Annotated in this window: 19 protein-coding genes; 17 read left to right on the top strand and 2 right to left on the bottom strand. The window is 36.3% G+C overall.

Translation table 11 applies throughout. The features are described from left to right. Positions 1-8 precede the first annotated feature (8 nt). Entirely contained in the window at positions 9-1,772 is a 1,764-nt protein-coding gene (locus ABDJ41_RS15290) for a RagB/SusD family nutrient uptake outer membrane protein (RefSeq protein WP_349786942.1), read from the top strand. A gap of 59 nt (positions 1,773-1,831) precedes the next feature. Beyond that, the gene (locus ABDJ41_RS15285; protein WP_349786941.1) at positions 1,832-2,557 is read left to right on the top strand and encodes an SGNH/GDSL hydrolase family protein; all 726 of its coding nucleotides are present in this window, start codon (positions 1,832-1,834) and stop codon (positions 2,555-2,557) included. A 50-nt stretch (positions 2,558-2,607) separates the two neighbouring features. Here the strand turns inward: ABDJ41_RS15285 and ABDJ41_RS15280 are convergent, their stop codons facing one another. Next, on the bottom strand, positions 2,608-3,672 hold the full coding sequence (locus tag ABDJ41_RS15280) for an ROK family protein (protein WP_349786939.1): 1,065 nt from the start codon (positions 3,670-3,672) through the stop codon (positions 2,608-2,610). A 400-nt stretch (positions 3,673-4,072) separates the two neighbouring features. Between ABDJ41_RS15280 and ABDJ41_RS15275 the strand changes: the two genes are divergently transcribed. Further along, positions 4,073-4,879 (top strand): alpha/beta hydrolase, encoded by an 807-nt coding sequence (locus ABDJ41_RS15275; protein ID WP_349786938.1) that lies wholly within the window; start codon positions 4,073-4,075, stop codon positions 4,877-4,879. Positions 4,880-4,934: 55 nt separating this feature from the next. Beyond that, entirely contained in the window at positions 4,935-6,128 is a 1,194-nt protein-coding gene (locus ABDJ41_RS15270) for a copper amine oxidase (protein ID WP_349786937.1), read from the top strand. Here the strand turns inward: ABDJ41_RS15270 and ABDJ41_RS15265 are convergent, their stop codons facing one another. Then, the gene (locus ABDJ41_RS15265) at positions 6,129-7,349 is read right to left on the bottom strand and encodes an ROK family transcriptional regulator (protein WP_349786936.1); all 1,221 of its coding nucleotides are present in this window, start codon (positions 7,347-7,349) and stop codon (positions 6,129-6,131) included. A 360-nt stretch (positions 7,350-7,709) separates the two neighbouring features. Between ABDJ41_RS15265 and ABDJ41_RS15260 the strand changes: the two genes are divergently transcribed. From ABDJ41_RS15260 to ABDJ41_RS15200, 13 genes are all read left to right on the top strand, one after another. Continuing rightward, entirely contained in the window at positions 7,710-8,729 is a 1,020-nt protein-coding gene (locus ABDJ41_RS15260; protein ID WP_349786935.1) for a phosphodiester glycosidase family protein, read from the top strand. 55 nt (positions 8,730-8,784) lie between these two features. After that, positions 8,785-10,650, top strand: coding sequence for an FAD-dependent oxidoreductase (locus ABDJ41_RS15255; RefSeq protein WP_349786934.1), 1,866 nt, complete (start codon positions 8,785-8,787; stop codon positions 10,648-10,650). A 29-nt stretch (positions 10,651-10,679) separates the two neighbouring features. Then, positions 10,680-13,868 carry a SusC/RagA family TonB-linked outer membrane protein gene (locus ABDJ41_RS15250; RefSeq protein ID WP_349786933.1) on the top strand — a complete coding sequence of 1,063 codons (3,189 nt, stop codon included), beginning with the start codon at positions 10,680-10,682 and terminating at the stop codon, positions 13,866-13,868. 13 nt (positions 13,869-13,881) lie between these two features. Continuing rightward, positions 13,882-15,690, top strand: a complete 1,809-nt coding sequence (locus tag ABDJ41_RS15245) for a RagB/SusD family nutrient uptake outer membrane protein (protein ID WP_349786932.1) — start codon at positions 13,882-13,884, stop codon at positions 15,688-15,690. A gap of 24 nt (positions 15,691-15,714) precedes the next feature. Beyond that, positions 15,715-16,635, top strand: coding sequence for a DUF5017 domain-containing protein (locus ABDJ41_RS15240; protein ID WP_349786930.1), 921 nt, complete (start codon positions 15,715-15,717; stop codon positions 16,633-16,635). Positions 16,636-16,710: 75 nt separating this feature from the next. Then, positions 16,711-18,015 carry an alpha amylase family protein gene (locus tag ABDJ41_RS15235; RefSeq protein WP_349786929.1) on the top strand — a complete coding sequence of 435 codons (1,305 nt, stop codon included), beginning with the start codon at positions 16,711-16,713 and terminating at the stop codon, positions 18,013-18,015. A gap of 2 nt (positions 18,016-18,017) precedes the next feature. Then, entirely contained in the window at positions 18,018-19,412 is a 1,395-nt protein-coding gene (locus ABDJ41_RS15230) for a DUF5009 domain-containing protein (protein WP_349786928.1), read from the top strand. Between the two features lie 38 nt (positions 19,413-19,450). Beyond that, complete coding sequence (locus tag ABDJ41_RS15225; RefSeq protein WP_349786927.1) at positions 19,451-20,746, top strand: MFS transporter; 1,296 nt, start codon at positions 19,451-19,453, stop codon at positions 20,744-20,746. Positions 20,747-20,769: 23 nt separating this feature from the next. Next, positions 20,770-21,444: a GDSL-type esterase/lipase family protein gene (locus ABDJ41_RS15220; RefSeq protein ID WP_349786925.1), complete on the top strand. Its 675-nt coding sequence runs from the start codon at positions 20,770-20,772 to the stop codon at positions 21,442-21,444. Position 21,445: 1 nt separating this feature from the next. Further along, positions 21,446-22,138 carry a GDSL-type esterase/lipase family protein gene (locus ABDJ41_RS15215; RefSeq protein WP_349786923.1) on the top strand — a complete coding sequence of 231 codons (693 nt, stop codon included), beginning with the start codon at positions 21,446-21,448 and terminating at the stop codon, positions 22,136-22,138. Next, entirely contained in the window at positions 22,135-23,073 is a 939-nt protein-coding gene (locus ABDJ41_RS15210) for a DUF4434 domain-containing protein (protein ID WP_349786922.1), read from the top strand. Before ABDJ41_RS15215 ends, ABDJ41_RS15210 begins: the two co-directional genes overlap by 4 nt. Before the next feature lie 52 nt (positions 23,074-23,125). Further along, on the top strand, positions 23,126-24,292 hold the full coding sequence (locus ABDJ41_RS15205) for a n-acyl-d-glucosamine 2-epimerase (RefSeq protein ID WP_349786921.1): 1,167 nt from the start codon (positions 23,126-23,128) through the stop codon (positions 24,290-24,292). Between the two features lie 265 nt (positions 24,293-24,557). Next, positions 24,558-26,027: a DUF5018 family protein gene (locus ABDJ41_RS15200; protein ID WP_349786920.1), complete on the top strand. Its 1,470-nt coding sequence runs from the start codon at positions 24,558-24,560 to the stop codon at positions 26,025-26,027. The last annotated feature ends 20 nt before the right edge of the window (positions 26,028-26,047 follow it).

Here is a 26,047-nt window from a genome sequence, read left to right as displayed (position 1 = left end):
AAAAGGACATGACTAAAATAAATATAGGTTTATTAATCGCAGTTTTTGTACTAGGCCTTTCAGCTTGTAGAAAAGGAGCCGATTTATTAGATAAAACCGAAACAACTGATTTAAATAAACAAAAAACTTTTTCAGATAGTACGCTTACTCACGAGTTTTTAACCGGACTGTATGCTGACGTAGCTTTTAACTGGGAATATAGAAAATATCCGAGCACCAGAAGCGGCAATAGTGATGTTTCAGATGATGCGATTAGTGCCAGCATTAATAATGGTGCAATTCACCCTATTGTAAGTGGAACGTTATCGCCTATGTCAAATAGTCCATATACTACTTCCTGGAGTGTTCCTTATAAAAGCATCAGGTTGGCCAATGTTTTTCTGGCCAATGTAAGTCGCTCTCCTTTATCTGTCAATAAAATTAAAAGACTGACTGCCGAAGCAAGGTTTTTAAGGGCATGGTATTATGCTTGTTTGCTTAGGTATTTTGGTGGAATACCCATTATTGGAGATGAAGTGATTGACGTGAATCATGAGTTTAATGAAAAAAGAAGTACATATGAAGAAACTGTAAATTACATTGTTTATGAATTGAATGCTGCTGCGGTTGATTTGCCAACGGGGTATACGGGGAATGATTTTGGTCGCGCCACTAAAGGTGCTGCACTTGCTTTAAAATCCCGTGTTTTACTATATGCGGCAAGTCCTTTGTTCAATGGTGGGAATATTGGTGTGGAACTAGGGGCTGGTGCAGAGAAAATTGCTTTGGCAGGATATCCTGGTTATGATAAGAATAGATGGTTATTAGCACAACAGGCAGCATTTGAGGTAATGGATATGCATATGTATGATTTGTATGAAGCACCTGATGCAGCAACTAATCCTCCTGGATATAGTTTTAGTCGTATGTTTTTAAAGCGGATGAATAATGAGTATATCATGCAATATAATTTGCCGTTGAACAGAGATCTGGAGGCAGACTTTTTTGCGCCAAGTAGAAACTCATCTTTACGTTCTATGCCGACTCATAATTTGGCAAAATCATTTGGAATGATCAATGGTAAAGCGATCACTGAATCAGGCTCGACATATGATCCTGCTAAACCTTTTGTCAATCGCGACCCACGTTTTAATTATACCATTGCTTATAATGGTACGATGTGGTATGATGGTACTACCAGTACTAAAAAGCCCGTGTATACTTATGTTGGAGCTGCACTTGATGGCTTTAATAACAGGCAATACCATACTGGTTATTTCTGGAGAAAGATGCAAGAAGAAAATACAGCATGGAATGGAGGTAGTCAAACAGAAAGATGTTTACCTATTATTCGCTATGCCGAAATACTGCTCTCTTATGCTGAAGCCAGCAATGAACTTAACGAGACGGATAAAGCTTATGATCAGTTAAAACTGATTCGTAAACGAGCTGGTATTTTACCTGGTATTGATGGTTTATATGGCTTAAAAGATAATATGACTGTTCAGGAAATGAGGATTGCATTACAGAACGAAAGACGTGCTGAACTTGCTTTTGAAGAACATCGTTTTTGGGATGTTAGACGTTGGAAAATAGCTGAACAAGTCTTAAATGGATTGCAATTAGAGGCCTTAAAAATAACTATGGTATCTACTAACGTGTATACTTATGAGGTTTTGCCTATAAATCATGCGAATAGTAAACTTAAATTTCTTAAAGCCAATTATTTGTTTCCGATAGATCAGATTGAAATTGATAAAAATAGGGGATTGATTCAAAACCCCGGCTATTAAATGCTAGTTTTACAGGAGGTGTATTATTGATACATCTCCTCTTTTAATTAATGATAATAATGAAGGATCTTTTGAAAATGGCAGGCATAATGTGTTGCCTGGTTTGTTTATCGTTAACTTCTTGTACTGGTCAATTTAAGGTGCTGAATAAGGGGATTGGTGGTAATAATTCTAATGATTTATTAAGAAGGCTGAATGCTGATGTGCTGCAGGAAAAACCTGACCTGGTGATAATGATGGTGGGGTCAAATGATATGGTTAATTCTAAGAAACTGATTGATTATCAATTGTTTAAAGATAATTATCAGCAATTGATCGATCAGGTAAAGTCGACGGGGGCAAAGATAGTGTTGATGAGTCCACCTCCAGTTGATACTGGATATATATATAAACGCCATGACCGCAAGGCTTATAAAGAACCGCTTAATTATAAATTGGATTCCTTAAATAAGCTGGTAAAGGAAATAGCAAGGACTAATCATATACATTTTGTGGATTTATATTCTCTTTTTAAATCCAAAGGATCTCCTAACCGTGAAATCAGCTCTTTAATTTTAAACCAAAATAATTTTGGAAAGGAGGATGGTATTCATCCTACCAAACAAGGTTATCAACTCATTGCTGAAACCGTGTACAGTTACCTTAAGAAAAACAGATTATTAAAAAAAGGAAATAAATTGATCTGTTTTGGTGACAGCATTACTTATGGTGCATATATGTCAGGAGAGGGGACTGCAAGTGGAGATACCTATCCAGCTTTTCTGAGCAGATTGATTAATAATTAAAACCGTGTTGCTGTTGTATTGATCTGATAGCTGTGAAATAAAATATAATATTATACAATATTGAACAGCCTGTTTCTAGTGAGCAGACAAGCGCCAAAAATACCCCCTCTTTCTCCCAATGTAGAAATCTTTAAGGCTGTATCGGTATTCATTAAGCTTAATGAATATTTGTTGATTGCACTTTTAATTGGAAGTTTTATGTAATCTTCAGTTGCGGAAAGACATCCTCCAAGTATTACCAGTTCCGGATTAAACAAGTTAATTAGTAAGGCAATACCCCGTCCCAGATTATCACCTATTTTTGCAATCATTTCAATTGCAAGTACATCATCATTATTGGCTGCGGCAATAATGCTTTCCATATTTAAATTTGGGTTAGCATTTTTTTGTGTTAAAATAGATGTAGCTCCCTCTTTTAAACGTTCCTTTAACATACGGGTAAGTGCCCATCCTGAAGCTACGTTTTTTTCAAATGTAACTGCACCAACTGAAAACTCTCCGTAGGCCATAGCTCGGGAATCATTTTCCAGAAATACCCGTATACCAATTCTCGATTCAATGATTTTGCTCAAAGGTTCTTCACTAAAATGGAAGAAGCTATAGCTGTATCCAGTAGCATAATTTATTCTTCCTGAAAGGTTAATGCCGATGCCCAGCAATTTTTCACGGGGTATTGTAAGTGTTGAAATAAAATCATTAATCAAAGTAATCAATGCTTTTAATGATTCTTTGTTGTTTTCGAGCTGATAAGGTAGTTTTTCCGACACTTTGATCAGATTTTTTTGTAAATCTGAAAGGCCTATATTGATGTGGTTTTGTTTAATGTCAACACCAATGAAGAATGCTGATTCAGGAACAAGACCGTATAGATTAGGTTTACGACCACCTGTAGAATCTACTTTTCCGTAATCTTTAATCAGTTCATCCTGGATCAGGTCTGCTAATAATGCTGTGATTTTTGGAACACTTAAATTTAATTCTTTACAGAGATCAGCTATAGTGGCATTGCCAACATTGGTAAAATAGCTGAGTAATTTCTTTTTAAGACTAAGATTTTTGTAGGCAACACCAATGATGTTTTCACTGTTCAATTCTTCAAAAAAAGTTTTACCCATTTTATTAATTAAAATTTTATGATTGAGTTAGTTTGATCCAATATGATTGCTGCAAAATAACTGTAATTTATTAATAATCAAGATCAAGGCGATGGTTTGGTGTCTAATGTTAATCTTGGTTAATATGATATTACCAAATGATTATAAAAACTAAGTATGTAATTTTCATAATGATCGAATAAAACAGGTTGATGTAATATATCTGTTATCTACTTAATAATAAAAAATAGTATATAGCATTTAGTTATTAAAAAATATCTATATTCACATGCTGAATGTGTGAAGGCTTGTTATTTGTGTTTAAAGAGCTTTTTAATAGGTTATGAAATATGCTGCTAATTGAATTGGATATTTTTTCCGTTGGAGATATTTAGAATATCTTAATAATAAAAATTAAAATATGAATAAATTAAAATACATATTGATTGCGGTTTTCGGATTGGCAGTATTTTCAGCAAAAGGACAAGATTTGTTGTTGCTTAAATCTTCTGCTTTAAAAACAACAGATAGTGTGTTGGTTTATAAACCGGCAAGTTATGATGTAAAAGTTAATTATCCTGTAGTATATTTATTGCATGGTCATTCGGCAAATTATAAAACCTGGACCAGGCTTTCTAATCTGCAAAGTATGGCAGATACCTATAAGTTTATCGTGGTTTGTCCAGATGGATTAAAAAGAAGCTGGTATATGAATTCGCCTAATCCTGATAGTACGCAACATGAGGACTTCTTTATGAAAGAGTTGATGCCAGCAATTAACACTTCTTATAGAACAGATCAGACTAAAGTTTTTGTAACTGGAGCAAGTATGGGTGGTTTTGGGGCAATGTATCTTTTTCTGAATCATCCTGATGTTTTTTTAAGTGCAGGTAGTACCTCTGGTGTACTCAACTTGAGGCATTCTGGTTTTAAAAAAACAACTATAGCATATTTATTGGGTGCATATTCTGAAGAAAATAAAGCGTTTGATGCGTATTCACCTGTAAACAGATTGGAGCGTATCAAGGGCTTGAAAAAGACACTTATTTTTGACTGTGGAACTGAAGATTATTTATATAAAGCCAATAATCAATTCCGTCAGAAATTAGATGAGCTAAAAATAAAAGCCACTTATATTGCTCAGCCGGGGGCGCATACAGGAACTTATTGGACAAAAAGTATTAAAGCGCATTTCGACTTCTTTTATGAGTTGGCTAATAAGGCTTAAAGATTTTACGGGTGTTAAAGAATCATTTTTAATTAAGAACACAAAAAACAAACAAATGAAATACAAAAACTTAAAAACTACATTGAGCCTGGCGCTTATTTGCGGTGCCATGCAATTGAATGCACAGACCATTAAAGTGGAAGATGCAGCGAACTTATTAAAGGCAAAGCAGGGCAGCGTTGTTTTATTGAACGACTTTTTCGCGGTTAAACCTGCTGACATTAAGTATGAAAAAATGGTTTTGCCTGGCCCGCAGTTTATTATTTCTGATGATCCGGAATACATCAGGATTCCAGAGGCAATTGCTTTACAAGAAAATGTGCAGCCAGGTTCGGTTAGGTTGTATGTGTATAATGTGAACGGTGTGAAAGAACCTGTTAAGATAGATCGTAAAATTACTGCTGTAATTAAAAATACAGGAAAGAAAAAAATGCATATCCGTATGCTAAAGTATTCTTCACAGAAACCTAGTGCTAATTATTTCCAGATCGGTAAACAAGGTTTGTCAGATTATTTTGCTTCTAATGGATCAGATGAAATTCGTGTAGTTGAGCCAGGGGCAGCAATTGCTATTGATGAGAAATTAGAACGTAATGTTGTTAAATATGATGAACTGACTCATGGTTTTTATGATTTTGTAATTGATCAGCCTGGGCAAATCAGTATCATTCAAACGGATCTTAAAACATCAGGTCCTGTCGCTTTAAGTAGAATTAAAACAGTTATTCCAACAGGACATAAAAATGCAGGCCGTGGTTTATTTGGTGTAAGTAATTATAAAATCACTGCTGTTGATGTATTGGATACAAAAAATGGTGCTGCTGAATTTATTGTAGCTGATGGAGTGAAAGATCCATGGGTTAAAGGTATTGAAGGAACAAGTGGAAAAGAATCTACACTTGCTGGAAACTATGGTGTAATATATGATATGGAGTTGAAGTGGAAAAGTACAGATGGTAAGGGTTTGGCTTTGGTTACATGGAACTCTCGTTCAGCAGACAATCAATGGTGCAATGGTATGGCTGCCACAATGATTGTAAGTAAAGGAAAGTTTAAAGAAGGGATCATCCAGTTACCTAACGATAGATTAGTTACTAAAGCTGCTCCCGAAGCCATATTGGTTCAGGTATTTCCACCGGCTAAAAACGGAGAGGAGCAAACAATTAAGTTAACTTATTCTCCGCCGGGAGCATCATGCTTACCAACTCCGCTGGTATTTATTCCAGTAGATATGGATAAGTTAAAATAATTAGATAGAATATTCTAAAAGTCTTTTTCTAACTAAGAGGCAGGCGCCCATAACGCCTGCTTCTTCACCAAGCTTTGAAAGCTTTAATTGTGTGTCGCTATTCACAAGGCTTAATGAGAATTTATTTAAAGCGCTTTTAATAGGTAAGTGCAAATGTTCGCCGGTTGAGGCTAATGCTCCACCTAAAATAACCAGCTCAGGGTTATAAATATTAATCAATAAGGCAATACCACGTCCCAGTTTCTCTCCAACCTTAGCAATCAGCTCAATCGACAATACATCATCATTGTTTGCTGCATTGATAATGTCCTGCATTTGAATGTTGTCGTCTGCCGTTTTATTCAATGAAGAAGAAGAGCCTGTAAGTAATTTTTGCTTAAATAGTTCTATTAATGCACGTCCTGAAGCCTCAGTTTCTAAACAACCTTTTTTACCGCAATGGCAAATAATCTCGTTGTTAAATAAGGGGATATGGCCTATTTCTCCGGCAAAACCAGATTTTCCATAGTAGAGCTCATTGTTGATCAAAACCCCCATACCGAGTCCATAATCTAAATTCAGGAAAAGCACATTTTTCTCTTCTTTTACTACGCCGCAATTAAACTCTCCGTAAGCCATAGCTCTTGAATCATTTTCAAGATAGGTTTTTAGGTTAAGTTCTTTTTCCAGTAGTTTGCTTAATGGATCTTCGTTGAAGTGGAAAAAACTATAACTATATCCAGTGGCATAATTAATCCTTCCTGAAAGGTTTAATCCAAGGCCCAGTATTTTATCTTTTGCAATGGCTGATTCTTTAATGAAATCTTTGATCAATTGACAAAGTGATGCAAGAGATTCAGATGTGTTATTTAAGTTGTAGGGTACGTCTTTAGATATTTTAATAAGTTTTTTCTGCAGGTCGATCAGGCCAATGTTAATATGATCATGCTTAACATCAACACCCAGGAAAAAACCTGAGTCAGGTGCCAATCCATAGATGTTTGGTCTTCTGCCTCCGGTTGAACCAACTTTTCCAAAATCCTTTACCAGTCCGCCAGAAATTAGTTCGGTAATCAGTGTGGTAACTTTAGGTACACTTAGATTTGTTTCTTTACATAGTTCGGCAATAGTTGCGTTGCCAGCGTCAGCAAAATAAGAGATGATCTTTTTCCTGATATGTATATTCTTGTAAGCGACTCCGGTTAATATATCGCTGTTATCATCAAAAAAATCAGTTTTCATAGCGTTGGTTGTATTGGTTAATTGTACTGTATTGTAATCTTGTTAATAATTATTAATAATGCCATCAATATTTGATGAAAAAGTATTGTTTTAATCAAAGTTAAATAAAAACACTCAGCTTATCTGTATAATGTATTATTTAGGTGTAAAAATGTGCTTTAGTCATTAAATAGATTAGGTTATGTATAAATATGAGGTAAATATTTATGATTTTAAGGGGATGGATTTGAGAGAATGTTAGTAATTATTTTCATGTATAAATTTGTGTTTTGATATGTTTGTAAAAATTTTAATATAACTGATGGGTTGTTTTTAATATATTTAATAAAGTTATTATATTTACTGCATAACCAAACCATTATGAACATAAAACTAAACTTTGCCATTATCCTTGTTGCAGCAGTGTCAATATTGTCTGCATGCAGTAAATCTAAAGAAGGGAAATATCATCCCGACAAACCTGTAGTGGATTCAACACCTCTGGTGAGTTTGTCTTCCAATTGGAAGAAATCAATCCAGTTAATGGGCGGTTTCCCTAATGGGGTGCAGGTCTATGAAAATCATACGCCTATAAATGGAAAGCCGGTATTAGCGTATACTGTTATTTTTGATCCGAAAGCTGATCTGGAATTAAAACCTGTATTGCTGAACGCTGGGAAAACAGTGTCAAACTTTTATAATGATGAACCTGGTGATAAATATGCCACTATCAATGGTGGTTTCTTTACTACTGGAAGTTCTTTAAGCTTATCTATGTATAAAGGCATAGTAGAAGCAATAAATATTAAATCTTTAAATCGTACATATAATGGTGTAAGTACACCTTATTATCCAACCAGAGCCGCCTTTGGTATTTCGGCTAAAGGAGTGCCTGATGTGACCTGGATTTATCATGTGGGTACAGGCAACGGGACTATTTTTTCTTATGCTGCTCCTGCTGCAAATTTATTAGGTTCAGCACCACTTCCTGTGCCTACTGCAGTAATACCATCTGTTGGGGCTTCATGGGATGTTAGTGCTGCAATCGGAGGCTCACCAATGCTGATAAAAAATGGAGAAATAAAAATTACAGATGAAGAAGAATTGATAGTAATAGATAATACTTCAGCTCGCGCCCGCTCTGCAATAGGTTATACCCAAAATGGTAAAGTAATCATTCTGGCAGTTGAGGGTGGTAATACTACTACAGGTGTTGCAGGACTAACTCTTGCTCAAATTGCACAGATGATGAAAGATATGGGCTGTGTAGGTGCTATAAATCTTGACGGTGGAGGTTCTACATCATTAACTGTAAATGGGAAGCAAACTGTCAGACCTTCGGATGCAGGAGGGGTTGAAAGGAAAGTAGTGACTGCATTAATTGTTAAGGAAATACCTTAGAAAATAAATTTCAATATATATAATTACTTAAGTTAAAATGATTCAATCTGGATTTATGAAGGGACTTTTAGTCGCACTAACGTTATCTTTTACCGCTCTAACTATTTCTGTCTCTGCTAAAGAGTATCAAACACAATTGCTGGTAATTGGTGGTGGTGCAAGTGGAACTACCGCCGCTGTACAGGCTTCAAGAATGGGTGTGAAAACCCTGGTTATTGAAGAGACTGAATGGTTGGGGGGAATGTTAACTTCCGCAGGTGTGGCTGCTATAGATGGGAATCATCAAATGCCATCTGGTTTATGGGGTGAATTCAGACAGAAACTATATGATTATTATGGTGGGCCCGTAGCTGTAGAAACCGGATGGGTAAGTAACACTTTATTTGAGCCATCTGTGGGCAATAAAAAGCTAAAAGAACTAGCTACAAATCCTAATTTGACCATCTGGTATAAAACAGAATGGAGAAATGTCACTCGTAATGGAAACAAATGGACTGTTGAAGCTTATGTAAAAGGAAAACGGTCTGTGATTACTGCTGATCTGATCATAGATGCAACTGAGCTAGGGGATGTAATGGGCTTTTTAAAAATTCCTTCTCGTATAGGTATGGATAGTCGTCATGATACTGGAGAGTCTTTTGCTCCTGAAAAAGCAAATGATATTATCCAGGATTTAACTTATGTAGTGGTATTAAAAGATTTTGGTAAAAATGCCAATAAAACTATTGCTAAGCCTGCAGGTTACGATCCAAAGGAGTTTGATTGCTGCTGTGATGTTACTGATCCATCAGCTGATGCTAGTCAAAAGCGTTCGATAGACTGTAATGTAATGATCACTTATGGCAAATTGCCAAATAATAAATATATGATCAACTGGCCAAAATGTGGAAATGATATTTATATGAATATCATAGAGTTGAGCAAAACAGACAGAGAGAAAGCGCTTAAAGAAGCAAAATTACATAGCTTAAGATTTATTTATCATTTGCAAACCAAGCTTGGCTTTAAAAACCTGGGAATTGCAACAGATGAATTTCCTACAAAAGATAATTTACCTATGATTGCTTACCACAGGGAAGCAAGAAGATTAGATGGTAAAGTGACCTTAACGGTTAACGATGTAGCTGCTCCATATCAGCAAAAAACAAGTTTGTATCGTACTGGTATTGCAATTGGTGATTATCCTATTGATCATCACCACTTGAAAAATCCAGCGGCACCAGAAATTGACTTCATCAACATCAAAGTTCCTTCTTATAACATTCCTTTAGGTGCTTTAGTTCCTAAAAATGCTGATGGAATTATTGTAGCTGAGAAAAGTGTGAGTGTAACCAATATTGTTGCTGGAGCAAGCAGATTACAACCTGTGGTATTAACAATCGGGCAAGCTGCTGGTGCATTGGCAGCAGTAAGTATTAAAAATAATCAACAGCCTGCTGATGTAAATATCCGTGAGGTACAATCTGCATTATTAGAAAGCAAAGCTTATCTGATGCCATTTATTGACGTGAAGCCTGAGGACAAAAACTTTGTGGCGATGCAGAAAATTGGCGCTACAGGAATATTGAAAGGAACTGGAATTGCTTACAAATGGGCTAACCAGACCTGGTATTATCCAGAGCAGCCAATTAATGAGTTTGCACTGGTAGAAGGTTTTAAAGCTTTTTATCCGGTAATTGAAGATTTAACGCCATCCGGGAAAATGGTAGATGCAGCATTTGCAGCAAAACTATTGTCGTCGGTTGCAAAAAAGGAAATTACAATTTCAGCAATTTCTAAAATTATAAATGAAAGTATTGCTAAACAAGAAGTAAATGGAGAGACTGTTTTATCGAGAAGAGCATTGTCTGTATTGATAGATCAGATCTTAAACCCATTTGCAAAGGAAATTGATTTTAACGGATCAGTTAAAAATAAATAAACCAAATAATCAAACTAACCAAATTCATTATGCTACAAGTATTTATAAAAAAGAAGGTTTGGCTTATCAGCGGGATAAGTCTACTTTTTTTGATGTGCATTTCTACAGTTTCATGGGCCCAGGAACGAACGGTAACAGGGGTAGTTAGTGATCTGCAGGGCGGACCACTTGTGGGTGTAATTGTGCAAATAAAAGGAAGTAAAACCACTACAGCAACATCTTCAAAAGGTGACTTCTCAATTAAAGTACCAGCAGGAGCTCAGACTCTTGTCTTCAGGTATATAGGGTTTGAAGATAGAGAAGTTGTGGTAAACCAGAATACAACGATTAAAGTTACTTTAAGAGAATCAGTGTCTCAATTAAATGATGTTGTAGTAATCGGTTATGGTACAGCTACAAGAAAAGATTTAACAGGTTCTGTTGGAACAGTGAGTATGGCCGACTTAAATAAGGCTCCTGTAAAATCATTTGATGAGGCTTTAGCTGGTCGTGTGGCTGGTGTTCAAGTTGTTTCTAGTGAAGGACAACCGGGTGCACCAATTGAAATCAACATCAGGGGTAATAACTCAATTACACAATCAAACTATCCTTTGGTGGTTATTGATGGTTTTCCTATGGAAGATCCAAATAATGCTGTGGTGAATCCTTTAAATACACTTGATCCAAATGAGATTGAGTCGATCGATATTCTTAAGGATGCTTCTGCAACTGCTATTTATGGTGCAAGAGGTGCAAATGGGGTGGTAATGGTAACGACTAAAAGAGGAAAGCTAGGTGCACCTGTAATTACTTATAATGGCTATTTTGGATTACAGCAGAATAACAAAAGAATGAAGTTGCTGAATCCTTATGAATTTGTGAAACTGCAGAATGAGATTGATCCTGTAAAAACAAAAAACCTTTATTTTAAAGATGGTTTAAGACAGGAAAGTTACAGAAACGTTGATGGTATAAATTGGGAAGATGAGGTAACACGTATTGCGCCAATGCAAAATCATTATTTGTCTTTAGCAGGTGGATCTCAAAAAACAAAATATAGTGTTTCCTTGGCCCATGTTGGTCAGGACGGGATAATTATAAACTCTGGGTTTAAACGTACACAAGGAAAAGTTTCAATAGATCAGGAAGTATCTAATAAACTTAAAGTAGGTGCTAATGTTACTTATGCTGATTTAAAACGTTATGGTACTCCTACCTCAACAGGTAACTATAGTAATGAATTAAATATGCTTTTTAGTGTGTGGGCTTTCCGACCTGTAGTTGTTGATCCTAACATTAATTTGGTCGATGAACCATTTGACCCTGAGGTTGAACAAGGAAGTAACAGTACGTTTAACCCAGTGATGACGGCAAAAAATGAGTTGCGTGAGAACTTTTCGACAAGTTTTACTGCAAATGGTTATTTAGAATACACAATAATTAAGGAGTTGAAATTCAAATCAACTGCTTCATATAGCAGAGGGATAAGGAGAGATGATGTGTTTAATGGTCCTTTCTCGAGAAGTGCAACTATAGGTAACTATGGAATTAATGGAAGTCAAACTCACTTCAATTCAAATAGTTGGCAAAATGCAAATACTTTAACTTATGCAAAGAGGTTAAATAAAAGTCATTATTTCGATGTAATGGCTGGCTGGTCTCTGGAATCTAATTCTAATGCCGCTTTTGGTGCAAATGGGATCTTAATACCGAATGAAAGTTTAGGCTTAAGTGGTATTGATGAAGGTGATCCATTGAGTATTAATTCTGTAACTTCTAAGTCGAGCATGGCTTCCTTTATCAGTAGAGCGAACTATAAATTGTTAGATAGATATGTATTTACTGCTACTTTCAGAGCTGATGGTTCATCCAGGTTTCTTGGAGATAACAAATGGGCTTATTTCCCATCAGCAGGTTTTGCATGGCAAATTAATAATGAGCCTTTCGCAAAAGATATTAAGTATCTTTCTAATGCTAAGTTAAGAACTTCATGGGGTAAAACAGGAAATAATGGTGTTCCCAATTTTGGAGCTTATTCAAGCATGGGTTATGTAAATACGGATCCAACTAATCCTTTTAATAGTAATCCGGGTTATATGTTTGGTAATACCTATTATAAAGGTGTAATGTATACAGGTTTAGGGAATTCTGAGTTAAAATGGGAAACTACAGATCAGTATAACATAGGTTTAGACCTTGGCTTTTTTAAGGAAAGGTTTACACTTGGCTTGGATTTATATCATAAAAAAACTTATGATTTATTACTGAATGCGGTAATGCCTCCTGTGAGTGGATACAGTAGAAATATTAAAAACATTGGCTCTACACAAAATAGAGGGATGGAAATTACCTTAGGGATTACCCCAATAGAAAACAAGGATTTTTCATGGAACGCATCCTTTAATATTGCTTTCAACAGAAATAAAATCCTTGGATTGAGTGAAAATCAATTGATGATTGCTACTGCTCAAAATTGGGGAGATGATTGGAAAAATATTCCAGGCTATGTAGCTAAAATCGGAAGTCCTATTGCTGAGTTTTATGGGTTAATTTATGACGGCGTTTATGGTTATGACGATTTTATTAGAGTTGGAAATACCTATACCTTAAAGGAAAATGTTCAGGCGCATGGTGGAGCAAGAGCTAACGTTCAGCCTGGAGATATAAAATACAGAGATTTGGATGGCGACCTTCAAATTACTGAAAATGATAAAACTGTAATTGGAAGTCCTTATGCTAAACATACTGGCGGTTTTAACAATAACTTTAATTATAAAGGATTTGATTTGAACGTGTTTTTCCAATGGTCTTATGGTAATGATATTATCAATGCCAACAGAATTATGTTCGAATCATCTTATAAATATGGATACAATCAGTTTGCGACTTATGCAGACAGATGGACTCCTGAGAATACAAGTTCGAATATACCAGGTGTTGCTGCTGGAAGGGGCGGCTCTTTGAAAGCTTACTCTACAAGAACAATTGAGGATGGTTCATTCCTTAGATTAAAAACCGTTTCACTTGGTTATAAGGTTCCTGTAGATCTTTTAAAAAGAACAAAAGTGATTAAATCAGCAAGGGTTTATGTTTCTGCACAAAATCTTTACACATGGACAAATTATTCAGGTTATGATCCAGAAGTTTCTGTAAGAAACAGTGCCTTAACACCAGGGTTTGATTACTCTGCTTACCCAAGAGCACGTACAATTACTTTCGGAATTAACAGTACTTTTTAATAAAATATAAGTTATGAAACGTATATTATATAGCATAGCGATAGCGGCAATGGCATTAACTTCATCATCTTGTAAGAAGTTTCTGAGCCCGGGACCAACTGATTTTACAGTACAAAAAGATTTTTTTAGAAATGAAGCTGAAGTAAATGCAGCTTTAACAGGTGTGTATGATATACTTGGTAAGTCCGCCACTTATGGAAGGTACATGTTCTTTGAAATGGATGTAGCTGATGACAGCTTTATTCATCTTTCAGGTTGGACTCAGGATATAGCTTTATACAACTATAGCCCTTCTGATACAAAATTAACAGATAACTGGACTGCATTATATAATGGAATCAACAGAGCGAATATGTTGATAGAGAACATTGATAAAGCAGTAATGGATGAGAATAAAAGAAAGATAGCGCTTGGTGAAGCTATTTTCTTAAGAGCGTATTACCATTTCATCCTAACCAGTAACTGGGGAAATGTACCCTTGAAAACAAAATCTACTACATCTGGTTTAGAGGTGAATTATAAAAATTCACCTTATAAAGTGAATTACGAGTTTATTGTAAGCGAAATGGAAAAGGCGGCAGATATGGTAGCTCCACATTTCACTTATACCTATGGTAGCAGAGTTACTCAATCTGTTGTCTGGGGAATACTGGCAAGAGTAAATTTGAAAATGGCAGGCGCACCACTTAGAGATGCCTCACGTTATGCAGAAGTTGTAAAATGGGCAAAGAAAGTGCAGCAGGCTGGCCACTCTTTGAATCCAGACTATAAGAGAGTCTTCATAAACATGAGCGAGAAGAAATATGATACTAAGGAGGTAATTTGGGAAGTTGAGTTTGGTAAGAGGAATGGTACTCAGGTTGAGGAAGGTTCTGTAGGGGTGATTAATGGAATTGCAGCAAATGAAAAGATAGGATTTAGTTATGGTGGAAAACATGTTACAAATGCTTTCTTTAATTCTTTTGATACTGATGATTTAAGAAGAGATTGGAATATTAATAATTACTATTATAGTGAAGCTGCACCAGGTGGTAAAATTGGATATGGCCCAACGCAGATTTATAATCGTGCTGATGCCAAATGGAGACGTGAATACGAAACTACAGCTCCAAAGTTTAATGGTACATCAACAATTAACTTTCCAATATTGCGCTATTCAGATGTACTTTTAATGCTTGCAGAAGCTGAAAATGAAATAAATGGGGTTACTTCAGATGCAGTTGATGCAGTAAATGAAGTGAGGCGCCGTGCGCATGGAAAGCAAATGTCAGGAGAAGTAGTGAAATCCGTTACCATTACTAATGGTGGTGCTTACACTGAGGCTCCAACTGCTATTTTTTCTGGTGGTGGTGCAGGATCAGGTGCTGCAGCTACTGTAGTGGTGTCTGGTGGAAAAATTTCAGGAATTTATATGATAAGTGGTGGTTCAGGTTATACCACTGAACCGACAATAGTTCTGGTAGGTGGTAAAGGTGCCGGAGGTGCAGTTTTAACACCTGTAATGAGCAAAAATGCAACTAATAATTATGACTTGACTACGGCAGAAAAGGATTCTCCAGACAATTTAAGAACGGCAATCAGAAAGGAAAGATCTTTGGAATTATGTTTTGAAGGTTTAAGGCGTTTTGATTTAGTAAGATGGGGTCAATTTTATTCGGCTATGAAAGCTTATGAAAATGAAATCAAAACTACATTACCTGCTACTGGTTATGATCACGCTATAAAATCAGCGAGAAACGTTTCTGAAAGGGATACATTATTTGCTATTCCTGCAGCAGAGCTTAATTCTAATGGTGATATCATTCAAAATAAAGGGTGGTAATTTTAACTCATAAAAGTAAATAACATGAAAAAGTTGAAATATATATTGGGCGCTTTATTATTGCCTGCTATGGTTGCCTGTCAGAAGTCTGAACCAGAAAAACCAACATTTAATGTAACTACAGCGCAACAAGAATATAAAATAGGGGATACAGTTTTGTTTTCTATAAGGGGATATGCAGATTTGATCTCTTTCTATTCTGGTGAGCCTGGTAAAGAATATCGTTTTAAAGACAGAATTGAATCTGATGATACTAAGTTAAAGCTGAATATCAGTACACAAAGTCTTTATGCTACTCAAAGAAATAATTTGAGCTTGTTGTATTCTACAGATTTCAAAGATGTATATACTCCTGAGGGCATTGCAGAAGCTACATGGATAGATATTACAAGTAGATTTAAGTTAAGCCCGGATGAAGTTCCAGGAACCAATTATCCTGTTACTCCTTCAGGGGAGGTGGATATTGCTGATCTTCCAGTTGCAAATACCCCAATTTATTTTGCTTTCAAATTTGTTGGACAGCCAAGTGCTACAGCTTTTGCAGGTGCAAGGACCTGGAGAGTTCCAGTTTTTGATCTCTATAATGTAACTGAGGACGGCAGAAGGACTACTGTTGCTGATGTTAAGACTGCAGGTTGGTTGGGTATTGATGTTCAAAATCCAGTTAATAAATGGACTATTCAGGCAGTTACTCCATTCTTATTTTTTGCGCCTGCCAGTACACTACTGGCTAGTGAAGACTGGGCTGTTAGTAAGGCTTTATTGCCAAACGCTGCAAAGCCTGATGTTGGTGTAGGGATTAAAGATTATCTAAAACCAATGAAGGATTATAAATACGTGTTTATGCAAGAAGGTAATTATACGATTACGTTTGTTGCCAAAAACGTAAATAACCGTGGCGAGGAAACAATAATCAGAACCTTAAATATTGCCGTTAAAAAATAATCTGATAAATATGAATATCAGTTAATGGTTAGGATTAACTGATATTCATTCTAATACAATCACACAAAAACACAAATGAAACTATTTATAAAATGTACATTTGCTCTTTTCTTCATCTGTCTTTTCGGACAAGTGAATGCACAGCAAAAGAATCTCTTGTATTTTGATGCGACAGCTAACTATAAGCGCTTCGCAAATAAAGACTCGATCATTTACTACCTTCAAAAATCAAAAGAAGTAGGAGTAACTGATGTTATTGTTGATGTAAAACCAATTTCAGGAGAGGTATTATACCCAAGTAAAATAGCGCCTGTAATGAAGGAATGGCGTGGTTATACCAAGACAGGTAATTTTGATCTGCTGGAAACATTTATCACTGAAGGTCATAAACTTGGTTTAACTGTACATGTAAGTGTTAATATTTTTAGTGGCGGTCACAATGCCTTTAAAAGAGGAATCGTATTCAGCGATAAAAAGAAATCTAAATGGCAGTCATTAAATTATACTGCAAAGGGATTAACACCTATTACACAGATCGAAAATAAATGGTCGGCCATGATTAACCCAGCAAATAAAGAAGTGCAGGATTATGAGCTTTCTATCATATTGGAAATCGCCGCAATGTATCCTAAATTAGATGGTATTATATTGGATCGTGTACGCTACGATAGCATTGAAGCAGATTTTTCACCTTTATCACAACAGCTATTTGAAAAATATATTGGTGCGAAAGTAAAGAAGTTCCCTGCTGATATTTACACTTATGACGTCAATAAAAAACGTGTTCCGGGAGTACATTTTAAGAAATGGATAGAGTGGAGAGCAAAGGTAATCCACGACTTTTTCTATACTGCAAAAGCAGCATTAAAAAAGAGCCAGCCACAAATGATATTTGGAGATTACACAGGTTCATGGTATCCTACTTATTACGAAGTTGGTGTAAACTGGGCAAGTAAGGAATACGATCCTTCATTAACGTTCGATTGGGCTACACCTGAGTATAAAAACTTTGGATATGCTGAAGCTCTGGATCTTTATACTACAGGAAGCTATTACTACGAAGTGGATAAAGCTGAAGCTGCAAATATTGATGTAACTAAAGTTAACAGAATTGAAGCAGGGCAGGGTAAGGGTAAAGACGACTGGTATACAGTCGAAGGATCTGCAGAAATGGCTATGGAGATTACCAAAGGTAAAGTTCCTGTTTATGCCGGAATTTATGTAGAACAATACAAACAGGATGAAAAGCAATTTATAAAAGCCTTGAAAATGTGTCGTAAAAAATCAGACGGTGTAATGATTTTTGATATTGTGCATGTGATTGAAAAAGGCTGGTGGGAAGGTTTGAAAACTGGTTTAACAGAAGCAATTAACAACTAAGCATGAAAAAAAGAGAAGAAGCCTTAGATGCACTGAGAGGACTAGCTATACTGCTGATGGTTTTATCCAGCAGCATTTCTTTCGGAATCTTACCTGCCTGGATGTATCACGCACAGGTGCCACCACCACAACATATTTTTAAACCAGAATTACCTGGAATTACCTGGGTAGATCTGGTTTTTCCTTTTTTCCTGTTTACAATGGGAGCGGCAATTCCACTGGCATTACAAAAGAAATTAGCATCGCAATCTGTGTTTAAAACTGCCGGACAACTTGTTCAACGTTATTTTTTACTGGTTGTATTTGCATTGTTTACCTTTTATGCACGTGCATGGGTAATGAGTGGTACTCCAGGATGGCAGGAACATCTGTTGTCTATCGCTTGTTTCTTTGTGCTGTTTTTAATGTATGCGCATTTCAATAAGCTGGAAAACAAGATGATTGCTACAGGTATTAAGGTTGTTGGCTTTGCACTTGCAGCTGCATTTCTATTGTGGTATCCTTTTAAAAATGGATTTAGCTTAGGATCAAGTGATATCATCATTATTGTACTGGCTAATATGGCATTTTTTGGAACGTTGATCTGGTGGTTAACCCGTAACAATCCAATGTTGAGAATCGGTGTTTTACCATTGCTAATGGCTTTGTTGCTGACAGGTAAAGATGTTGGCACATGGAATAGCTTGGTGTTTAACTGGTCGCCAGCCCCATGGATGTATAAGGTATATTACCTTAAATATTTGTTTATAGTCTTGCCCGGGACATTTGCAGGTGAATGGTTGTTAAAAAGAAGTGCATCGACTGTTCAAAATCTAGTAGAAGGTGCAAAAACAAAACTATTAACAGTAGGTGCCTTATGCTGGGCATTAATGATTTGTAATGTGGTTTGCTTGTACATGCGTTGGTTGGTTCCAAATCTGTTTATCTCGGTCGCGCTTGGCCTTTTGTTAATGCAAGTGTTAAAAGGGGTTAAAGAGGGGGCTGATAAAACCTTATTTACAAAATTTGCAAACACCGGAATTTACCTGTTGATATTAGGATTGTTTTTCGAAGCATTTGAAGGTGGAATAAAGAAAGATATATCAACTTTCAGTTATTACTTTTTAAATACCGGACTGGCTTTTCTGATACTTTTATCCTTCACTATTTTTGAAAAACTAGGATATTTCTCTGCTGTAATTACTTTCTTAGGAAATAACGGTAAGAATCCAATGGTAGCTTATACAGCCGGAAACTTATTACTGATTCCTTTATTAAAACTTACCGGTGCCGAGGTTTATTTAGACAGTGTTGCTGGTTTACCAGCAGGAGGACTGATAAGGGGATTGATATTTACTGGTGTTGTATCACTCATTACGCTATATTGTACAAGAGCAAAACTGTTCTGGAAAACCTAAAAAGCAAACCTGATTACTAATATTTAAATAAGAATTTTGTGTCAAAATTAAAAACCAAAAACCTCAATCCCATTTACTGGATACCAACTACTTGGTTCGCTATGGGATTACCATTTGTTGCATTATCAGGAGCAAGTTCCATTATGTACAAAAACATGGGGATCTCGGATGCTAAAATTGCATTCTGGACTTCCTTGATCATGTTCCCCTGGACTATAAAACCACTTTGGGGACCATTCCTTGAAATGTATAAAACAAAGAAGTTCTTTGTTTATACCACTCAGATTTTTACGGGTGTATTGTTCGGGCTTTTGGCCTTAACCTTACAAATGGATCATTTCTTTGCTTTCTCCATAGCCATTCTAACGATTATCGGATTAAGTGGGTCTACGCATGATACCGCTGCGGATGGAGTTTATCTGAATGAACTCACACCTAAACTGCAAGCTAAGTTTGTGGGTTGGCAAGGTGCTTTTTATAACATTGCAAAGGTTTTTTCTGGTGGTGTTCTGGTTTATTTTGCTGGACAATTGGAAAAGGAAATAGGTATACATAATGCCTGGATGGTTGTCATGTTTGCCTATGGAATTATCATGGTAGTGTTAGGGCTATATAACATGAGGGTTCTGCCGGAAGGTAACGAAGTTAAAACAGTAAGTTCTGTTAAAGAAGGATTCGCAACGTTAAAAGATGTAATTATCACATTCTTTCAGAAAAAGAATATTTGGTTCAGTTTGTGTTTTATTGTGTTCTATCGCTTTGCGGAAGGACAAGCTATTAAGATTGTTCCTTTATTTTTCAAAGCTTCAAGAGAGTCTGGTGGATTAGGATTAAGTACATCAGAAATAGGTTTGTTATATGGTGTTTTTGGTTCTATAGCTTTCGTGTTGGGGTCTATCGTTGCAGGATATTATGTTTCTAATAAGGGCTTAACTAAAAGAACTCTACTTATTTTATGTACGTTCTTTAACCTGCCATTCGCTGCTTATGCTTTCCTTGCAATAGCTATGCCTCACGAATTATGGATTATTGCTTCTGCTGTAGCTATCGAGTATTTTGGTTATGGATATGGTTTTGTGGGCTTGATCTTGTTTATGATGCAGAATATTGCTCCAGGGAAATATAAGATGGCTCACTATGCATTTGGTAGTGGATTGATGAATTTAGGATTTATGATCCCATCGATGATCAGTGGTGTACTGAGTGATTATCTGGGATATAAGGAATTCTTTATCTGGGTGTTAATTGCTACAATTCCGGCATTTATTGTAACCTGGTTAGTGCCATTAATGGCACCTGAAAAGGAATCTGAAGAAGAAGTGATTGCTGAGTAAATAATATGATTAAGCTGAATACAATGAAACGTCTTTTTTTAATTGGAACATTCCTGGTGTCATTTTTTCATGGCTTTGCACAGGAGGTAGTAGTGGATAGCAGTTATGCAAATGGCCACTACCTGCAAAGACTGGATTTCTTTAAAAAGATGCCCGATCAGAAAAATGAGATCGTCTTTTTAGGCAACAGTATTACTGAAGGTGGGAAATGGCAGGAGCTTATTCCCAAAAAGAATGTAGTAAACCGTGGTATTAGCGGCGATGTAACTTTTGGCGTTATTGCCAGGATGGATGAGGTGCTAGCTTCAAAACCTGAGAGGATTTTTATTCTGATAGGGATTAATGACATGAAGCGGGGAACGCCACCACGTGTAATCCTGAATAACTATAAGAGGATCATTGCTAAGATAAAGGAGGCTTCGCCCACAACGAAAGTATATGTGCAAAGTATCCTTCCGATAAATAAAAGGATGTTACCTGTGTCTTATGAGAAATTATCTAATGCAAATATTCTGGAGTTCAATCTTAAGTTAAAAGGGTTTTGTGAAGCGCAAGGACTGAATTATGTAAATCTGCATGAGGTGTTTGCAGGAGCAGATGGTGAGCTGAAAAAGGAACTGAGTATAGATGGTCTGCATTTAAGATCTGCAGCCTATATTTTATGGGCGGGATATTTAAAGAAACTTAATGTTTTATAAGATGAAATGTATAAAAATATTTGCATTGACCTGTGGTATGGTCTCAGCGGTTGTTACTGCAAAAGCTCAAACTCCGGTAAAGATCGACAGCGGTTACGCTAATTCTTATTACCAGCAAAGAGTAGAGTATTTCAATAAAATGTCTCATTTTAAAAATGAAGTCATTTTCTTGGGAAATAGTATTACAGAACGTGGAGAGTGGCAGGAGATTTTATCAGGCTATCGTTATCCGATTGTTAACCGTGGTGTAGGTGGCGACAATTCTTTCGGTATCCTTGCTCGTATGGACGAAGTGTTGATCGCAAAGCCTAAAGCCATCTTTTTAATGGATGGAATAAATGACTTGTTCAGAAAGCTGCCATATGAAGTAAGCATCAATAATTACAGAAGAATCATCAGGAAGATTAAAAAACAATCACCTAAAACAAAGATCTACATTGAAAGTGCATTGCCTATAAATGAGGAAATGACTAGTGCTTCTTATACCAAAGGACGCAGCGCAATGGTACCGGTGTTAAATGAGAAAATCAAGCAGTTGGCTAAAGAAGAGAAAGTAACTTATATAGATATCGTTCCTCTATTTGCGGATGAGAAGGGTAATTTAAAAAGAGAAATAACAATGGATGGTGTGCATCTGAAAGCCAGTGCATACATCACCTGGGTAAACTATTTAAAAGAACAAAAATACTTATGAAGATAACGGGAACTTTTCTAGACGAGATCTCGCATGATATTCCCCATCAAAACTGGGGTAGAGTAGAGTGGGATAGAGATTTCGCTCACATGAAATCGGTGGGGATTGATACAGTAATTATGATCAGAAGTGGCTATCGTCGCTTCATTACATACCCTTCAACTTATTTACAAGATAGCTTTGGCTGTTATCGTCCGCCTTTGGACCTTGTTGAGTTGTTCTTGCAACTTGCAGATAAATACAATATGAAGTTTTACTTCGGGCTGTATGATAGTGGTAAATATTGGGATACAGGAAATCTGCAGCATGAAATTGATTCTAATCGTTTCGTTATTGATGAGGTGTGGAAGCAATATGGACATTATAAGAGCTTCGGTGGCTGGTATTTAAGTATGGAAATCAGCAGAAAGACAAAAGGTGCAACTGAAGCTTTCAGGACTTTAGGGCAACAATGTAAAGATGTTAGTGGTGGATTGCCAACCCTGATTTCACCCTGGATTGATGGTAAAAAGGCTGTTATGGCTGCTTCTTCTGCTTTAACAAAAGAAGATGCGGTTTCTTTGCTAGAGCATGAAAGAGAATGGGGAGAGATATTTCAGGGAATAAGTGGAGCTGTTGATGCAGTTGCTTTTCAGGATGGGCATATAGATTACCACGAGCTGGACGACTTTTTTGCAGTGAATAAGAAAATTGCTGATCAGTATGGTTTGCAATGCTGGACCAATGCAGAGAGTTTTGACAGGGATATGCCGATAAAGTTCTTGCCGATAAAGTTCGAGAAATTACGTTTGAAACTGGAAGCAGCCAGAAAAGCTGGCTATGATAAAGCTATAACTTTTGAATTTTCACATTTTATGAGCCCACAATCTGCATATCCGCAGGCAGGCCATTTGTTTAACAGATATAAAGAATACGTTGAAGGATTAAAACTTTGAGTTTACTGATCAGATGATCATAAGTATAACTTGAAAAATACAATACATTTTGATGAATAACTATAGAGAGATTTACGAGCAGGAATTAGTAAATAATGTGATTCCATTTTGGATGAAGCATTCAAAAGATGAAGTGAATGGTGGGTATTTTAACTGTCTGGACCGTACGGGTGATGTGTATGATACAGATAAATTCATGTGGCTGCAGGCCCGTGAAGTATGGACTTTTGCTACTTTATATAATGAGCAGGAAGCCAGACCGGAATGGTTGGAGATGGCTAAGCATGGAGCTGATTTTATAGAAAAGCATGGCCGTGATGCAGAGGGTAACTGGTATTTTTCTTTAGATAAGGAAGGTAATCCTTTGGTTCAGCCTTATAATATTTTTTCTGATTGTTTTGCTAGTATGGCATTTGCAGCATTGTACAAAGCTGATCCGCAAGAGCGTTATGCGAAAATTGCTAAAGATACTTTTAACAATATTTTAAAACGTCAGGATAATCCAAAAGGTAAATACAATAAAGCTTATCCTGGTACACGTAGCCTTAAGAACTTCGCTTTACCAATGATTCTGAGTAATTTGTCGCTGGAAATGGAGCACTTGCTAGATAAAAATACAGTTGATGATCTTTTAAAGGCTGTAATCCACGAGGTAATGGAGGTGTTTTATCAGAAGGATAGTGGTTTAATACTGGAGAATGTAAATGTTGATGGTTCTTTCTCTGATTCTTTTGATGGTAGATTGATCAATCCAGGTCATACGATCGAAGCTATGTGGTTTATGATGGATCTTGGTGTTCGTTTAAATGATCAGAAATTAATCGAAAAGTGTACTGAGATTGCTTTGCGTACATTGGATTATGGATGGGATAAGGAGTTCGGAGGTATACTTTACTTTATGGATATTAAAGGTCAGCCGCAACAACAGCTGGAATGGGATCAGAAGTTATGGTGGGTACACCTGGAAGCACTGGTTTGCATGGCTAAAGGTTATGAGTTGACAGGCAATGATAAATGTATGGAATGGTTTGAGAAGTTACATGATTATACTTGGAATAGATTCAGAGATCCGGAACATGGCGAATGGTTTGCTTATCTGAACAGGAGAGGTGAGGTACTATTGCCTTTAAAAGGTGGCAAATGGAAATGTTGTTTCCATGTGCCAAGAGCATTGTTTCAGGTTTATAAGGCGTTTGAGAAGATTAAAAGTAAAAAATAACCATTCTCCTCTGAGTCTAGCATCTTTTGCTGAAAAAGCAAAAGCGCCTCAGGCCTCTTCGGAGAAGGTGATCTTTTCTTCAAGCATGATGGCTAGCTGAATTGGTTAGCCATTTTTTATGAATCATTTTTAATTTTTATAATTTATTTAGCGTTAGTTATCTATTTTTTTAGATATGTGTTCTTATTTTAAATTATTTAATCGATAGGTTCTTGTTAGATTTTAATTATATTGGTCTAACCAAATTAAAACCAAACTAAATTGTATGAAACGATCTTTTATTATTTTGCTCTCTTTTTTATCTGTTTGCTTTATTGCTTGTAAGGAAAACACAACGGATGGAATGTATGAAGACAAAATAGGCTTTTTAAATAGTGGCGAACAGCTGATTGGTGCCTACATAGCTAATACTGAAATTGAGTTTGAATCTCCTGTTTATAAAAGTGGAATAGGTACAGGACAAGCCAATGTAGTAGCGAGTCTGGATGAAGCAACTCTGGATGAGTATAATCTTGCAAAAGAAACAGATTATGAGATGATGCCTGCTGATTGTTATACCATTACAAATAGTGATTTTGTTTTAAATAAGGATAATAAAAATGGTGTAGTTAAAATTAAGATCGATGTAAAGAAACTGCAGGCATTGCAAGGGGTAATGAATCAGAAATATGTGGTTGCCTTGAAATTAGCTGTAAACGGAGATATTGCGTTAAATAGCAGCAAGTCAACCATGATATTAATTCCTGAAATTACCGGTGGTATTCGTCCGAATAGTGCTAAGGTACTTTGGAATAAAACCTTCCTTGATATGGGGATTCCCAATGATAATAACGCAGGAAGTTTTGCTGTAACAAGCCAATATGTATTTGTTAATGGAAGGAGTGCGGATTTGAAATATTTTGATAGGTTTACTGGTGCATATGTTGGTAGTGTTGTGTTACCTTTTAAAGGGAACCTAACCAATTTTACTATAACAGCAGATAGTAAAGATAATTTGTTGATTACAAATCTAAGAAATTCGGCTACTGGTAATGCTTTGCAGACTATTTATCGAATAAAAGGAACAAGTGCACCAGTTAAGTATATTGATTTAAGTCATGCTTATCCAAATGGTAGGAAGCTGTCTGTTACCGGTGATCTGGATCAGGATGCCATTATAACCGCCACTGTAGAAAACTCCTCAAGGGTTATATATTGGTTGGTTAAGAATGGTGTTTTAGTATCTCAGACTCCACAAGTTTATACAGCTGATGCAACAAGAATAACATGGGCTACTTTTGCTGATGCAGTAGCTTTAGGAACAGATCTTGAAAAAGGTATGTTCATTGTTGGTAATGGTACCAGGTCGAATTTAGGCTTCTTTAGCAAGAACGGAGATAGCAATGCTGAATATGATTTGTTGGGGGGAGGTCTGGATCCGGCCAGTTTCAGATCTCAATCTTTGTCTTACGCTACATTTAATGGTGCCAGTTATTTGGCTGTTGCAGCACAGAAAACGAATACAGAGATGTTAGCAGTGCTTTTCGATGTCACTAAAACAAGTAATTTAAAATTGGACCCAAATAGCCAGAAATTAATAGCTTACAGATCGCCTTCAATGACGACTTTAAATAATGGAAATTTTACAGCGGATGTGCATTTAAAGGTATCTGACGACTTAAATACCATGGTTTTATATGGACTAGGAACAAACGGGAGTGTATATGCTGTTCAATTTGATAATGATGTGCCCTGAGGGCAATAACCCTTTTTAAT

It is taken from the genome of Pedobacter sp. ASV1-7 (assembly GCF_040203335.1).
In the GTDB taxonomy this organism is placed as follows: Bacteria; Bacteroidota; Bacteroidia; order Sphingobacteriales; family Sphingobacteriaceae; genus Pedobacter.
Note: the sequence above shows the minus strand (reverse complement) of the source record. Positions and strands in the feature narration are given on the sequence as shown.